Below are 14,452 nucleotides of genomic sequence, written 5' to 3' on the forward strand. Positions count from 1 at the left end.
AATTTCTTGTGCCTGTTGGAGGTTATTTACTGGTTGCGGGCTGTTCCGCTGGCTTTTCTTTTTCAAGATGCGCCAGGTCAAGCGCAATTTTTACCGTTTCATCCAGGTAGGGATCTGGCTCCTGGTAATCCTTCGGTAAATCGTCCAGTTTCTTCAGCGGCGGCTTACCTTCTCGCTTAAACCGATCGTTGATACGCGCCAGACGCATTGCGTCATCTTCGTTATTCTCTTTCTCACGCTGAGCGTAATTGAGAGAAGCGATGTTGCGTTTATCCTTCATCGCATTGAAACGCGCAATATCCTTCATGATGTACTGGAACTCAGGATCGTTGGCAATACGTGCATTGTGCTCTTTTAACAATTCAGGTCCGAACGGCGTCAGATTCTCTGATTTGGTGTAAGTCGCAGCATCAATGCTATCCCACGGCAGCGCGTTATCTTCAAACTTCTCACCGGTTTCTGTTTCTTCATTACCTGTCGGCATGATGATGTCCGGCGTAACGCCCTTACGCTGCGTACTGCCACCGTTTACACGGTAGAATTTCTGGATCGTATACTGAACAGAACCCAGCGCCGGCCATTCCGGACGCAGCATCTGATCATAAATACGGTTCAGAGAGCGATACTGCTGTACAGTGCCTTTCCCGAAAGTCGGTTCACCAACGATCAGCGCACGACCATAATCCTGCATTGCCGCAGCAAAAATCTCTGATGCCGAAGCACTGAAGCGATCGACTAACACTACCAGCGGGCCTTTGTAGTACACAACGCCGTCGGTATCGCTGTCTTCACGCACTTTACCGTTATTGTCACGAACCTGAACCACCGGGCCGGAAGGAATGAACAGACCGGAAAGCGAAACGGCTTCGGTCAGCGCGCCGCCACCGTTAGTACGCAGATCGATAATGACGCTGCTGACGTTCTGTTTTTCCAGCTTCTGCAACTGAACTTTGACATCATCTGTCAGGCCAACATAGAAGCCAGGGATATCCAGTACGCCGACTTTTTCTTTGCCAACGGTTTTCACGGACATTTTCACGGCGCGGTCTTCGAGACGAATACGTTCACGCGTTAACGTGACGGTGCGCGTCTTGGTTCCTTTACCGGCAGGCAGGATTTCAAGGCGAACTTTGCTGCCTTTGGGTCCTTTGATCAGCGCAACAACGTCATCCAGACGCCAGCCAATCACGTCGACCATTCCCTTACCGGTCTGACCCACGCCGACAATACGGTCACCAACGCTTATTGCTTTGCTCTTGGCTGCCGGGCCGCCCGCCACCATGGAGTTAATGACGGTGTAGTCATCATCCATTTGCAAAACCGCGCCAATACCTTCCAGAGACAGGCTCATTTCAGTATTGAACTGTTCGGTATTGCGTGGAGAGAGATAATTAGTATGCGGGTCGATCTCACGGGCGAAAGCCGTCATCGCCAGAGAGAACACATCTTCGCTGTTGGTCTGCGCCAGACGACGAATCGCAAACTTGTAGCGACGCGTCAGCGTTTCACGAATTTCCGCATCGGTTTTGCCGGTCAGCTTCAGGCTGAGTTCGTCAAATTTAACCTTGCCGTCCCACAGCGCGTTAAGCTCTGCTTCGCTCTTCGGCCATGGCGCTTTGCTTCGGTCGAGGTTAAAGGTGTCGGTACCGGTGAAATCCATTGGACGTGCCAGTACGCTTAACGCGTACTGATAACGTTCAAATCGGCGTTTTTGCGCCAGATTATAGAGATCGTAAAAGACATCCAGCTTGCCGGTACGCAGTTCATCGCCGAGGACCGTTTTCTTTTTTGCATACTGTTCGATATCGCTCGCCAACAGCACGTTGTGGCTGTAGTCGAGCAGATTCAAATAGCGATCAAAAATTTTTGCCGAAAACGCCTGATCCAGATCGAACTGGCGATAGTGCGAACGCGTAAAACGCGATGTCACACGTTCACTTACCGTCGCATGCTGGGTTTCTTCCTTTAAAACGGGGATTTGATCGGCACGCGTGATGTCTTCCACAGCAAGTGCCTGGCCTGCTAATGCAAGCAGACCAGCTAACGCAGTAAGCCTAAAAAAAGTGTTCATGCCAGGCCTGGCCTCCGTTTCAGAACACCAGGTGTTCTGCGCGTACAATCAAAGACATACCCGAATTCAGCTGTACACGGACGCCATCTTTGGTGATTTCTAATACGGTGGCATCCATCGCATTATTACCTGCTTTCACCTTCAGAGACTGCCCTACCGTCAGTACTGAAATATCAGATACCGGGGTATGCTGTTCTTCACGAGGAGCACGCGGTGCTTTTGCTGCTGGTTTCTCAGCGCGAGGTTTACGCTCAGCGCCTTCTTTACGACGCGGTGCAGGACGCGGCTTACGCTCGCGACGCGGTGCGTCTTCTTTTTCACCGGCAGCAGCGGCTGCTTCGCGTTTTTTCGCCTGTTGCTCTGCACGTTGCGCCTGAACGCGGGCTTTAGCTTCTTCCAGCTGTTTGCGAGCATGTTCAACGTGCTGCTCATCCAGCTCACCACAAGGGTTGCCGTCGAGATCAACACGCGTTGCGCCCAATTTAACGCCATACAGATAGCGCCAGCTTGAAGTATAGAGACGTAAGGCAGAGCGGAGCTGCGTCTTGCTGAGGTTCATTTCGCCCTCAACACGCTCTACCAGATCCTGAAAAATGCCAATTTTCAGTGGGCGCGCTTCGCCTTCCGCACTAAAACACTGCGGGAAGCGTTCGGCCAGAAACGCGATGACTTCTTTACTGCTATTCAACTTAGGTTGATTTTCCATGAAATTTCCTGATTACAACGGACGTAGCCAACAAGCGCAGGCATGAACAGGCGACATTATAATGACGTCATCAGTAATTGCTACGTTATCCGTTGATTATCCTGCGACGCGCGCAAAGAATTTTTTGTAATCCGTCGTTGCAAGCACGGTTTCAAGCTGTGCCACCAGCGTTCGCAGCCCCTGTTCATCCTCGTCAGTAAAGCGGCCAAACGCCGTGCTATCGATATCCAGCACGCCGATTATCTGATTTTCGACGGTGATTGGCAGGACGATTTCAGCGTTGCTGGCGGCATCACATGCGATGTGTCCGTCAAAAGCATGAACGTCCTCAATGCGCTGAACCTGGTTCTGCGCTACTGCGGTCCCACACACCCCGCGTCCTACTGGGATCCGCACGCAGGCGATTTTTCCCTGGAAAGGCCCCAGCACCAGCGTATCGTTTTCGAGCAGATAAAAACCGGCCCAGTTCACTTCTGCAAGACGTTCGTACAACAACGCGCTGGTATTTGCCAGCGTTGCCAGAAAACTGGTTTCACCTGCCATTAATGCCTGAAAGTCACGGTTCAGATCCGTGTATAGCTCTGTTTTGTTCATTATGTAATCACTTAGTTGTCTTACTTAAAGCTGCAGCCTACTAAAATAAACATTAAATGCGTTAATGCTCAAGATCATTCCCGTCATGAGTTAAGATAACATTACTTCAACAATTTGATTCGCGATACATGGCCTTAACGACACCACGCATCACGCCGACTAAAAAAATAGCCATCAGGTCCATTGGTGATGCACTCCCTCGTGCGCATTACCATCGTTGCCCTGAATGTGACCTGATCTTTAGCTTGCCTAAAATGCGTTCGCATCAAAGTGCATTTTGCCCACGCTGTCAGGCAAAAATTCGTGACGGACGCGACTGGTCATTAACACGACTGGCGGCTATGGCTTTCACCATGCTGCTGCTGATGCCCTTTGCCTGGGGAGAACCGCTCCTGCACATCTATTTATTAGGTGTGCGCATTGACGCCAATGTGCTGCAAGGCATCTGGCAAATGACCCGACAAGGCGACCCACTCACCGCATCCTTTGTACTCTTTTGCGTTGCCGGCGCGCCCATCATTCTCGTAACCTCAATCGCTTATCTGTGGTTTGGCAATATTCTTGGGATGAACCTGCGCCCAGTGCTGCTGATGCTGGAAAGGCTCAAAGAGTGGGTGATGCTTGATATCTATCTGGTGGGCATTGGCGTCGCATCAATCAAAGTTCAGGACTATGCTTTTTTGCAACCCGGTGTGGGTCTGTTTGCTTTTATTGCGCTGGTGATCCTCAGTGTTTTGACGCTGTCGCACCTTAACGTTGAGCAGCTTTGGGACCGTTTCTATCCGCAAAGACCAGCCCGTCGGCCCGATGAAAAACTTCGCGTCTGCCTCGGTTGCCACTTTACAGGTTATCCGGACGCCCGAGGTCGCTGCCCTCGCTGTCATATCCCGTTACGCTGGCGCAGGAATCAAAGTATCCAAAAGTGTTGGGCTGCTCTGCTGGCCTCGATCGTCCTGCTTTTGCCTGCTAATCTGCTGCCTATCTCGGTAATTTATGTCAATGGTGGCCGCCAGGAAGACACGATCCTGTCAGGCATAATGTCCCTGGCGAACAGCAACGTCGGCGTGGCGGCGATTGTTTTTATCGCCAGTATTCTGGTGCCATTCACCAAAGTGATTGTGATGTTTACGTTGCTCATCAGCATCCATTTTAGATGTGAGCAAGGATTGCGTACCCGCATCAAACTGCTGCGTATGGTGACCTGGATTGGTCGCTGGTCGATGCTGGATCTCTTTGTTATCGCTTTAACCATGTCGCTGATTAATCGCGATCAGATACTTGCTTTTACTATGGGGCCAGCTGCGTTTTATTTCGGCGCAGCGGTAATATTGACTATTCTTGCTGTGGAATGGCTGGACAGCCGCTTACTTTGGGATGCACATGAGTCAGGAAACGCCCGCTTCGCAGACTGAAGCGCAGATTAAAACTAAACGCCGTATCTCTCCGTTCTGGCTGCTGCCGTTCATCGCGCTGATGATTGCAGGATGGCTTATCTGGGGAAGCTATGAAGATCGCGGCAATACCGTAACCATTGACTTTATGTCTGCTGACGGCATTGTACCGGGCCGTACTCCCGTTCGTTATCAGGGCGTTGAAGTGGGCACCGTGCAGGATATCAACCTCAGCGAAGATCTACGCAAAATTGAAGTGCGCGTCAGCATCAAATCGACCATGAAAGATGCTCTGCGCAAAGATACCCAGTTCTGGTTGGTCACACCGAAAGCGTCGCTGGCGGGGGTTTCTGGTCTGGATGCGTTGGTTGGCGGCAACTATATCGGCATGATGCCCGGAACCGGCGAGCCGGAAGATCATTTCGTCGCCCTCGATACGCAGCCCAAATATCGTCTGGATAATGGCGATTTGATGCTGCACCTGCGCGCCCCTGACCTCGGGTCGCTCAATAGCGGTTCGCTGGTTTATTTCCGCAAGATTCCGGTGGGCCGGGTGTATGACTACACCATCAACCCAAATCATCAGGGCGTAACCATCGACGTGCTGATCGAGCGTCGCTTTACCAACCTGGTGAAAAAAGGCAGCCGTTTCTGGAACGTGTCCGGTGTGAATGCGGATGTCAGCCTCAGCGGAGCGAAAATCAAGCTGGAGAGTCTGGCGGCGCTGGTCAATGGCGCCATTGCTTTTGATTCGCCCGAAGACTCTAAACCCGCGGTGGCCGATGACACGTTTGGTTTGTATCAGGATCTCGCGCACAGCCAGCGGGGAGTGATCGTCAAGCTTGAGTTACCCAGCGGCGATGGACTCAAGGCCGGCTCAACGTCGCTGATGTATCAAGGATTAGAAGTCGGGCAACTGACCAAACTGGATTTAAATCCAGGCGGTAAAGTGACCGGCGAAATGACGGTCGATCCCAGCGTCGTAACGCTGCTGCGCGACAATACGCGGATTGAATTACACAGCCCTAAATTATCGTTAAACGATGCAAATATCAGTTCGCTACTGACGGGCAAAACTTTCGAGCTGGTACCTGGCGAGGGCGAGCCGCGTAACCAGTTTGCGGTTATTCCTGCTGAGAAGTCGTTGTTACACGATCCGGGCGTCATGACGCTTACGCTGACCGCGCCGGAGAGTTACGGTATTGATGCCGGTCAGCCGCTGATTCTTCACGGCGTACAGGTCGGTCAGGTGATTGATCGCACGCTCTCTGGCAAAGGTGTTTCATTTACCGTTGCCATCGAACCACAGCATCGCGCCCTGGTGCAAGGTGACAGTAAGTTCGTGGTCAACAGCCGCGTTGACGTCAAGGTCGGGCTTGATGGCGTGGAATTCCTAGGCGCCAGCGCCAGCGAATGGCTCAGCGGCGGCATTCGTATTTTGCCCGGTACCAGGGGTGAAATGAAAAAAAGCTACCCGCTGTATGCCAACCTGGAAAAAGCGATTGAAAACAGCCTGAGCGATCTGCCAACTACCACGCTCAGCCTGAGCGCCGAAACGCTGCCTGATGTGCAGGCCGGTTCGGTGGTGTTATACCGCAAATTCGAGGTCGGTGAAGTGATTAGCGTTCGCCCACGCGCCGATGCGTTTGATATCGATCTGCATATCAAACCGGAATATCGCAACCTGCTGACCAGTAACAGCGTATTCTGGGCCGAAGGCGGGGCAAAGGTTCAGCTTAACGGTAGCGGATTGACCGTACAGGCATCTCCCCTGTCGCGAGCGCTCAAAGGGGCGATTAGCTTCGATAACCTCAGCGGCGCCAGCGCCAGCCAACGCAAAGGCGACAAGCGTATTCTGTATGCTTCCGAAACCGCCGCGCGTGCGGTGGGCGGCCAGATAACCCTGCACGCGTTCGATGCCGGTAAACTCGCGGCCGGCATGCCAATTCGTTACCTGGGGATAGATATCGGCCAGATCCAGACGCTTGAGCTGATCACCGCCCGTAACGAAGTTCAGGCAAAAGCGGTTCTGTATCCGGAATACGTGCAGACTTTTGCCCGTAGCGGTACCCGCTTCTCCGTGATCACACCGCAAATCTCAGCGGCAGGCGTCGAGCATCTGGATACGATCTTACAGCCGTATATTAACGTTGAACCAGGACGCGGTAACCCGCGCCGTGATTTTGAACTGCAGGAAGCCACCATTACCGACTCTCGTTACCTCGATGGTCTAAGTATTGTGGTAGAAGCGCCGGAAGCAGGTTCGCTGAATATCGGTACGCCGGTCCTGTTCAGAGGCATTGAAGTGGGGACCGTCACCGGGCTGACGCTGGGCTCGCTTTCTGACCGCGTGATGGTGGCGATGCGCATTAGCCAGCGCTATCAGCATCTGGTGCGGAACAACTCCGTGTTCTGGCTGGCATCCGGATACAATCTCGACTTTGGTTTGACCGGCGGCGTCGTGAAGACCGGTACCTTCAATCAGTTCATTCGCGGCGGAATCGCCTTCGCTACGCCACCGGGTACGCCGCTGGCCCCGAAAGCGCAGGCAGGTAAACACTTCCTGCTGCTCGAAAGCGAACCAAAAGAGTGGCGTGAATGGGGAACCGCCCTGCCACGTTAATCTCTCCCCTTGCTCCGGCGTACATACTCGCGCCGGAGCACTTATGCTACACTGCGCACCTGTTTTTTTGCCGGTGGTACCAAGTGGCTTATTTTCCCGACGCCTTTCTAAACCAAATGCGTGAAGCAATGCCTTCCACGCTCTCATTTGATGATTTTCTCGCTGCCTGCCAGCGTCCGCTTCGTCGCAGCATCCGCGTCAATACGCTGAAAATCTCCGTTGCCGATTTCCTCACTCTGACTGCACCTTACAACTGGTCGCTCACTCCGATACCCTGGTGCGCTGAAGGTTTCTGGATCGAACGCGATGATGAAAAGTCAGTACCGCTCGGCAGTACCGCGGAACATTTAAGCGGCCTGTTTTATATTCAGGAAGCCAGCTCAATGCTGCCGGTAGCCGCGCTGTTTGCCGATGGCAATACCCCGGATCGCGTGATGGATGTCGCGGCAGCCCCCGGCTCCAAAACCACGCAAATTGCCGCAAAAATGAAAAATCAGGGTGCGATTCTGGCGAATGAGTTTTCCGCCAGTCGCGTCAAAGTCCTGCATGCCAATATCAGCCGATGCGGGATAGCCAATGTCGCGCTAACCCATTTTGACGGGCGGGTATTTGGCGCAGCGTTGCCAGAAGCCTTCGATGCCATTTTGCTGGACGCGCCGTGTTCCGGTGAAGGCGTGGTGCGTAAAGATCCCGATGCGCTAAAAAACTGGTCGCCAGAAAGTAATCTGGAAATTGCCGCAACCCAGCGCGAACTTCTCGACAGCGCCTTTCATGCCTTGCGTCCTGGCGGCACGTTGGTTTACTCAACCTGCACGCTGAACCGTGACGAAAATGAAGACATTATGCAGTGGCTGATTGAGACCTACCCGGACGCCGTCGAGTTTTTACCACTGGGCGATTTATTCCCGCAGGCTGAACGCGCCCTGACCCCGGAAGGATTCCTGCATGTGTTCCCGCAGATCTACGATTGTGAAGGTTTTTTCGTCGCGCGTCTGCGCAAAACTGCCGAGATCCCTGCACTACCGACGCCAAAATACAAAGTCGGTAACTTCCCGTTCAGCCCGCTTAAAGGACGTGAATCCGCGCTTGTCACTCAGGCCGCTAACGCCTGTGGATTGCAGTGGGAAGACACTCTGCGCCTGTGGCAGCGTGATAAAGAGATTTGGCTATTCCCAACTGAGATTGAACCCCTGATCGGCAAAGTCCGCTTTTCCCGACTCGGCATCAAACTCGCTGAAACGCACAATAAAGGGTACCGCTGGCAGCATGAAGCCGTCATTGCTCTCGCCAGCACAAATCACAGCCATGCGTTTGAACTGACCCTTGCCGAAGCCGAAGAGTGGTACCGCGGTCGGGATGTCTACCCGCAGACCGCACCGACCACCGACGATGTGCTGGTTACGTTCCAGCATCAGCCGATTGGCCTGGCGAAACGTATTGGATCGCGATTAAAGAATAGCTACCCGCGTGATCTTGTCCGGGATGGCAAACTCTTTACAGGATAACGCACGTTTTTACTGGCGCTTTTGCTAACGTTGACTACGCTGAAAAATGGACGACCTAACTGGTCGTACCACAACCAGCAAATAAACGGAGAGCACGATGATGAAAACCAGTGTGCGCATTGGCGCTTTTGAAATCGACGACGCCGAGTTACATGGCGAATCGCCAGGGGACCGAACGTTAACCATTCCGTGTAAATCCGATCCGGATTTATGCATGCAACTTGATGCCTGGGATGCCGACACCAGCGTCCCGGCTCTTCTTAACGGAGAACATTCAGTTCTATTTCGCGAGCACTACGATCGTAAGTCAGATGCCTGGATCATGCGCCTTGCCTGATTCAAAAAGAACCCGTCGCCAGACGGGTTATTTCTTGGTTAATTTCCCTCATCTATCAACATCTTCTACACTACAGCTATGGCTTTACCATTTGAGGATGGAATGTTCACGCTGGTTCTTTTTGTGTGCTACCTGGGTGGCGGTTGTGAAGATATCGTTGTTGATGTCTACAAAACTGAGCAGCAGTGCCTGATATCGATGGACGATCAGCGTATTCGTAACGGCGGATGTTTACCCGCGGATGACTACATCGACAGCTTCTGGCGTCCGGCCCAGGAATACAGCGATTTTTGATTATTGCAGTTGCACCAGCGTTAACTCGCCGCCAAACACCGCACCGGTATCAATATAGTGCAGATTCTCGTGATCCACCCGCTGACGCAGAGGCGTATGACCAAACCAAAAGTGATCCGCGCCGCGAATGCCGTTGCCTTTATTCATCAGCCTTGTGCGATCCCACAGTACCCGCTGTAAATCGACCTCTTTTTGCCACTGATAATTATCATCAGGGTAATCTGCGTGAGCAATAACGTGTATGCCGTTCTGGCAACGCAGCTCCAGAATCCAGGGTAATTGCCGACACGTTTCAAGAGCGGCTGTCGCCGCTGGCTGCTCCGCCTGCGCAAACCACGAACCGCCATTCATAAACCACAGGAATTGCTCCCCGGTTGCCAGCGCGTCCAGCCCCATCTGTTCATGATTCCCTCTGACCGCGATAATCCAGCGTTTACGCAGTAGTTTCAGGCAACGCAGACTGTCAGGCCCGCGATCGATAACATCCCCCACTGAAACCAGCAGGTCCTGCCACGGATCAAAATGACACAGGCGCAATTTCGCCATCAATAATGAGAAGCAACCGTGGATATCCCCAATCACCCAAACATGTCGCCAGCGCGTCGCTTCCACTCTTTGATAAGCATTGTCAGGCAGTCCCATTTGACCTCCTGTACACAGTTCTCATGCAACTTTAATTTTAGCAAATACATCAGAAAGGCGGGGATGTTTCTATTTATATCCGAGACATAATTATTTATGGATATGTAATCGGGCATCCATTTTAATCCCATTCGCTGTAATAACGACAAGTGGTGTTGGCTTTAAATCGTAACAGTCAAGTATTCGTGAAAGTAAGTCATGAGGAACCTCCGATGAAGCCATAGCTTTCATGACAAACGATTTATCATTAATGGTCCGTAGAAGCAGGCTATTAAAAACTTCTTGTTTATATGCATTGAATTCATAATAACGCTTGGCTTTACAAAAAGCCTTAACTAACGATTCCCAAATTTGTATTTCTTTTTCCGGATCATGGTCTTTCATAAATCCATCATACCAACCCACAAGATCGTTAGGGAACACTTCAGCTAATACAAGCATCAATATTTCGATTCTATCTTTTTGCTCGCTATTTAATTTAGAATTATATTTTTCTTGCATAAGAATATCTTTCATAGATATCAAAAAGTTAGACTCATTATACTTTTCAATTTCAATAGCGATCTCTTTCTTTTCCACCAATATTATAGGATTAATACAATTGAAATTAAGTCGTTCATTTATCTTATTACATTCATCTAGAACTACCTTACTGCAAATTTCTATTGGTAGTTCAAAAAACTCTCTTCTATGGTTTACTCTATAAGGTTTTAAGCGAAGATGAATATTCTTTTCTGCTTCCCGATAATTTCCTACTTTACATGCCATAACCACATCGAATGGTAGTGGAACACCGGTCACCCCATTAAACAATTGCTAGCCCGATGCTCAGGCATGTTCTTTGTAAACCCTATCTTAAAAAGATTATCCTGATAGGCATCATTCTTTAAAATATAAACATAACCATCTGAGTCATTCATATATCCATTCCATCTTTAATAATTTTATCGCTATAATCCGCTCATAATAAATCATAATCCTTAGATTATTACCAATTAACTTTATCCGATATCCCCATGGCTATGAACAAATTAATATACTGTCATTTTCAATAGTACAACATTTAAGTCATATCCATCTGCCACGCTACGAGAACATTTGCATAAAGGGATACAGATAGCACCGAGTTCAAGACCAAAGTGAAAAATGACAGAAAAGTACTTGGATATGGGGACAAAAATGTTTAGATTGTTGTAGCAGGCATAAAATGCCGCACAAAGAATTTCGTGTGTTTTGGCACCGTGCTTTCTAACCTTTTGGTTTTTAAAGTACATAAAAAGAGACCGAATACGATTCCTGTTTACAATTCAAAACGCAATAACCATTAAACTTCAATAAGTTAACACCAAAAAATCACTAAAAAACACCTCATAATACTTACTATTGCACCCATTCAAGATCAATCAGTTGCTATTGGTTTCGTGGTGTCGTCGGGAAAAATTCGGGATCGCATTGATCCAGCGTCTACCCATTTTTAAGAATTCATCAATTAACAAAACCATCATTCCGGTTTACCTTACAAGCTCCTTTTTAAATCATTACCGGTGCGCACCACTTTTTCTTCCTGCCCTATACTTTCAGTCTGACATATGGCTGGAGGTTTCTATGTGTGGACGTTTTTCACAGTCGATGACGCGTGAATACTATCTTGCCCTTCTCGCTGAAGAAGTCGAACGAGACATTCCATATGACCCGGAACCCATCGGACGTTTTAACGTCGCGCCAGGCACCAAAGTTCTGCTTCTTAGTGAACGTGACGATAAACTCCATCTTGATCCAGTTATCTGGGGATACGCCCCCGGATGGTGGGATAAACCACCGCTAATTAACGCACGCTATGAAACTGCGGCCACCAGCAGAATGTTTAAACCACTCTGGCAACATGGTCGCGCAATTTGCTTTGCTGATGGATGGTTTGAATGGAAAAAGGAAGGTGACAAAAAGCAACCCTACTTTATTCACCGGGCAGACGGTCAGACAATTTTTCTGGCGGCGATCGGCAGCACACCATTTGAACGTGGAGATGAAGCAGAAGGTTTCCTGATAGTTACAGCTGCAGCTGACAAAGGACTGGTTGATATTCACGACAGACGACCGTTGGTACTGCTACCGGAAGCCGCGCGCGAATGGATGAGGCAGGATGTTGGAGGGAAAGAAGCAGCGGAAATTGCAGCCGACGGTGTCGTGCCGGCTGATAAATTTATATGGCATGCCGTAACGCGCGCCGTCGGGAATGTGAAAAATCAGGGAGCAGATTTAATTAAGCCTGTTACTTAACCTGAAGCAGGTCCTCATAGCGGGTCGTGTATCGTGGTGACAGCATCTCTCTCTTCATCGCCCATTGTTGCTGTATCCCCTGTCCGGCGAAATAAAGCGCCCCCTTTCCTTCCTTCGCATTCAGGTGATCCAGAATTTCCATCAATTTCTCACTACCCCGGCGCGGCGCATTATCATCGAACAGATTCAACTGGGCGATGCCCTGACTGAAGAAGTCTCCTAGCATTACCCCGGCTTTCTGATATCTGTGCCCGTCTTTCCAGATAGCGTCCAGACTCCGCGTCGCTGCTGCAATGATATCCCGGCTGTCCTGTGTCGGGGTGAGCAGCTTCACCGACGCGCTGTTACCGTAGTACGGTTCGTTCAACGCAAAGGGTGACGTTTTGACAAAAGTTGATATGAAGCGGCAATACTGATGCTCTCCACGTAACTTTTCTGCGGCGCGCGACGCGTAGGTGCAGATGGCCTGTCGCATAGCGTCATAATCCGTAATACGTTCCCCGAATGATCTGGAACAGACAATTTCCTGTTTTACGGGGGCAAATTCCTCCAGTTCAAGACAGGGTTCGCCGCGCAGTTCGCGCACCGTTCTCTCGAGGACAACATTGAAGTGCTTCCGGATAAAACGAATATCAGTATCAGCCAGATCCAGAACCGTCTTAATCCCCATTGCCTCCAGCTTTTTGCTGATACGGCGCCCTACTCCCCAGACCTCATCAACCGTAAGTGCAGCCATCAATTTGCGCTGGCGATCCAGGTTAGATAAGTCCACCACCCCACCCGTTTGTCTCTGCCATTTTTTGGCGGCATGATTCGCCAGTTTCGCCAGAGTCTTTGTCTGGGCAATACCAACGCCAACCGCCAGCCCCGTATTTTGATAAACAGCATCTTTTAATTCCCGCCCAAAATCCTCCAGAACACGACAATTCCTTACACCAGCAAGATCACAGAATGCCTCGTCTATCGAATAAATTTCGCAGCGTGGCGACAACGCCTCCAGCGTGAACATTACCCTGCTGGACATATCCGCATACAGTTCATAATTGCTGCTGAAACAAACCACGCCATATCGACGGAATAAGTCCTTCTGCTTAAAATACGGATCCCCCATTTTCACACCAACCGTTTTGGCTTCAGCGTTACGGGCAATAACACAGCCATCGTTGTTTGAGAGAACCACAACCGGCCTTCCTTTCAGATCTGGCCGGAACGCAGTCTCACAACTGGCATAAAACGAGTTCACATCAACCAGAGCAAACATGTTCAGCTTGCCGTTTTAACGATAAACGTCACAACGCCAAAGATATCCAGCGTGTCTTCGCTGTTTATCATAATGGCCGCATACGCACTGTTTTCAGGAACAAGCATGACGCTCGGGTGCAATTGCAGACGTTTAACAGTGAACTCCCCGTCTACAGCAGCGATAACGATATCTCCATGCGCAGCCTTTCTTGATCGATCGACCACCAACAAATCACCATTACTTATGCCCGCCCCATTCATGGAATCGCCGGACGATTTCACAAAATATGTTGCGCTGGGGTGTTTCACTAACAGTTCATTTAAATCAATACGCTTTTCAACGTAGTCCTGCGCCGGAGATGGAAAGCCACAGGGAACAAGATCGCTGAACAAGGGGATCCCAACTATCTGGCGAAGCTCTGCTGGTGAATAAAACATCATAATAAACTCTCTCACATTGATACTGTTTATACATACAGTATATACTGACGTTATACACAGTAAAGAGGAGTTAAAGCATGTTCGTGGAACTCGTTTATGACAAAAGGAATTTTGATGGTCTGCCCGGTGCAAAAGATATCATTCTGGGCGAGTTGAGTAAGAGGGTTCACCGGGTCTTCCCTGGTGCTGATGTCCGGGTAAAACCGATGATGACACTGCCGGCGATCAACACTGACGCCAGCAAGCATGAGAAGGAACAGATAAGCCGAACTGTTCAGGAAATGTTTGAAGAGGCTGATATGTGGCTGGTTTCAGATTGAGTGTAATGT

Annotated in this window: 15 protein-coding genes; 7 read left to right on the top strand and 8 right to left on the bottom strand. The window is 50.1% G+C overall.

From position 1 onward, the window contains the following. Nucleotides 1–22: 22 nt before the first annotated feature. From prc to ABIE10_RS04545, 3 genes are all read right to left on the bottom strand, one after another. The gene (gene prc, locus ABIE10_RS04535; protein WP_046276431.1) at nucleotides 23–2,071 is read right to left on the bottom strand and encodes a carboxy terminal-processing peptidase; all 2,049 of its coding nucleotides are present in this window, start codon (nucleotides 2,069–2,071) and stop codon (nucleotides 23–25) included. A 19-nt stretch (nucleotides 2,072–2,090) separates the two neighbouring features. Further along, the gene (gene proQ, locus ABIE10_RS04540) at nucleotides 2,091–2,777 is read right to left on the bottom strand and encodes an RNA chaperone ProQ (protein WP_003833781.1); all 687 of its coding nucleotides are present in this window, start codon (nucleotides 2,775–2,777) and stop codon (nucleotides 2,091–2,093) included. A 96-nt stretch (nucleotides 2,778–2,873) separates the two neighbouring features. After that, a complete protein-coding gene (locus ABIE10_RS04545; protein WP_016152783.1) occupies nucleotides 2,874–3,371 on the bottom strand; it encodes a GAF domain-containing protein in 498 nt (165 codons plus the stop codon). Between the two features lie 128 nt (nucleotides 3,372–3,499). On the opposite strand from ABIE10_RS04545, the gene yebS reads away from it, so the two are divergent. The 5 genes from yebS (at nucleotide 3,500) to ABIE10_RS04570 (ending at nucleotide 9,521) form a co-directional block, all read left to right on the top strand. Then, nucleotides 3,500–4,783, top strand: a complete 1,284-nt coding sequence (yebS, locus tag ABIE10_RS04550; protein WP_016152782.1) for a membrane integrity lipid transport subunit YebS — start codon at nucleotides 3,500–3,502, stop codon at nucleotides 4,781–4,783. Next, complete coding sequence (locus ABIE10_RS04555; protein WP_047498962.1) at nucleotides 4,752–7,385, top strand: PqiB family protein; 2,634 nt, start codon at nucleotides 4,752–4,754, stop codon at nucleotides 7,383–7,385. Before yebS ends, ABIE10_RS04555 begins: the two co-directional genes overlap by 32 nt. Before the next feature lie 83 nt (nucleotides 7,386–7,468). Further along, complete coding sequence (gene rsmF, locus ABIE10_RS04560; RefSeq protein ID WP_227021106.1) at nucleotides 7,469–8,890, top strand: 16S rRNA (cytosine(1407)-C(5))-methyltransferase RsmF; 1,422 nt, start codon at nucleotides 7,469–7,471, stop codon at nucleotides 8,888–8,890. A gap of 100 nt (nucleotides 8,891–8,990) precedes the next feature. Further along, entirely contained in the window at nucleotides 8,991–9,227 is a 237-nt protein-coding gene (locus ABIE10_RS04565; protein ID WP_029139506.1) for a YebV family protein, read from the top strand. Nucleotides 9,228–9,329: 102 nt separating this feature from the next. Beyond that, nucleotides 9,330–9,521, top strand: a complete 192-nt coding sequence (locus ABIE10_RS04570; RefSeq protein ID WP_016152779.1) for a YebW family protein — start codon at nucleotides 9,330–9,332, stop codon at nucleotides 9,519–9,521. Here the strand turns inward: ABIE10_RS04570 and pphA are convergent, their stop codons facing one another. From pphA to ABIE10_RS04585, 3 genes are all read right to left on the bottom strand, one after another. Further along, on the bottom strand, nucleotides 9,522–10,163 hold the full coding sequence (gene pphA, locus ABIE10_RS04575) for a protein-serine/threonine phosphatase (protein WP_429154864.1): 642 nt from the start codon (nucleotides 10,161–10,163) through the stop codon (nucleotides 9,522–9,524). It lies immediately after the preceding gene. Between the two features lie 90 nt (nucleotides 10,164–10,253). Next, nucleotides 10,254–10,976 carry a GIY-YIG nuclease family protein gene (locus tag ABIE10_RS04580; protein ID WP_429154866.1) on the bottom strand — a complete coding sequence of 241 codons (723 nt, stop codon included), beginning with the start codon at nucleotides 10,974–10,976 and terminating at the stop codon, nucleotides 10,254–10,256. Further along, on the bottom strand, nucleotides 10,961–11,083 hold the full coding sequence (locus tag ABIE10_RS04585) for a GIY-YIG nuclease family protein (RefSeq protein ID WP_429154868.1): 123 nt from the start codon (nucleotides 11,081–11,083) through the stop codon (nucleotides 10,961–10,963). Before ABIE10_RS04585 ends, ABIE10_RS04580 begins: the two co-directional genes overlap by 16 nt. 685 nt (nucleotides 11,084–11,768) lie before the next feature. Between ABIE10_RS04585 and ABIE10_RS04590 the strand changes: the two genes are divergently transcribed. Further along, on the top strand, nucleotides 11,769–12,440 hold the full coding sequence (locus tag ABIE10_RS04590) for an SOS response-associated peptidase (protein WP_429154869.1): 672 nt from the start codon (nucleotides 11,769–11,771) through the stop codon (nucleotides 12,438–12,440). Here ABIE10_RS04590 and ABIE10_RS04595 read toward each other — a convergent pair. Both ABIE10_RS04595 and ABIE10_RS04600 read right to left on the bottom strand, forming a co-directional pair. Then, entirely contained in the window at nucleotides 12,433–13,701 is a 1,269-nt protein-coding gene (locus tag ABIE10_RS04595; RefSeq protein WP_429154871.1) for a Y-family DNA polymerase, read from the bottom strand. The genes ABIE10_RS04590 and ABIE10_RS04595 overlap by 8 nt on opposite strands. Before the next feature lie 2 nt (nucleotides 13,702–13,703). Continuing rightward, on the bottom strand, nucleotides 13,704–14,123 hold the full coding sequence (locus ABIE10_RS04600; RefSeq protein WP_287119254.1) for a translesion error-prone DNA polymerase V autoproteolytic subunit: 420 nt from the start codon (nucleotides 14,121–14,123) through the stop codon (nucleotides 13,704–13,706). A gap of 77 nt (nucleotides 14,124–14,200) precedes the next feature. On the opposite strand from ABIE10_RS04600, the gene ABIE10_RS04605 reads away from it, so the two are divergent. Then, nucleotides 14,201–14,443 (top strand): DinI family protein, encoded by a 243-nt coding sequence (locus ABIE10_RS04605; RefSeq protein ID WP_429154872.1) that lies wholly within the window; start codon nucleotides 14,201–14,203, stop codon nucleotides 14,441–14,443. Nucleotides 14,444–14,452 lie beyond the last annotated feature (9 nt).

The organism is Citrobacter sp. 506, assembly GCF_050434985.1.
GTDB lineage: Bacteria > Pseudomonadota > Gammaproteobacteria > Enterobacterales > Enterobacteriaceae > Citrobacter > Citrobacter braakii.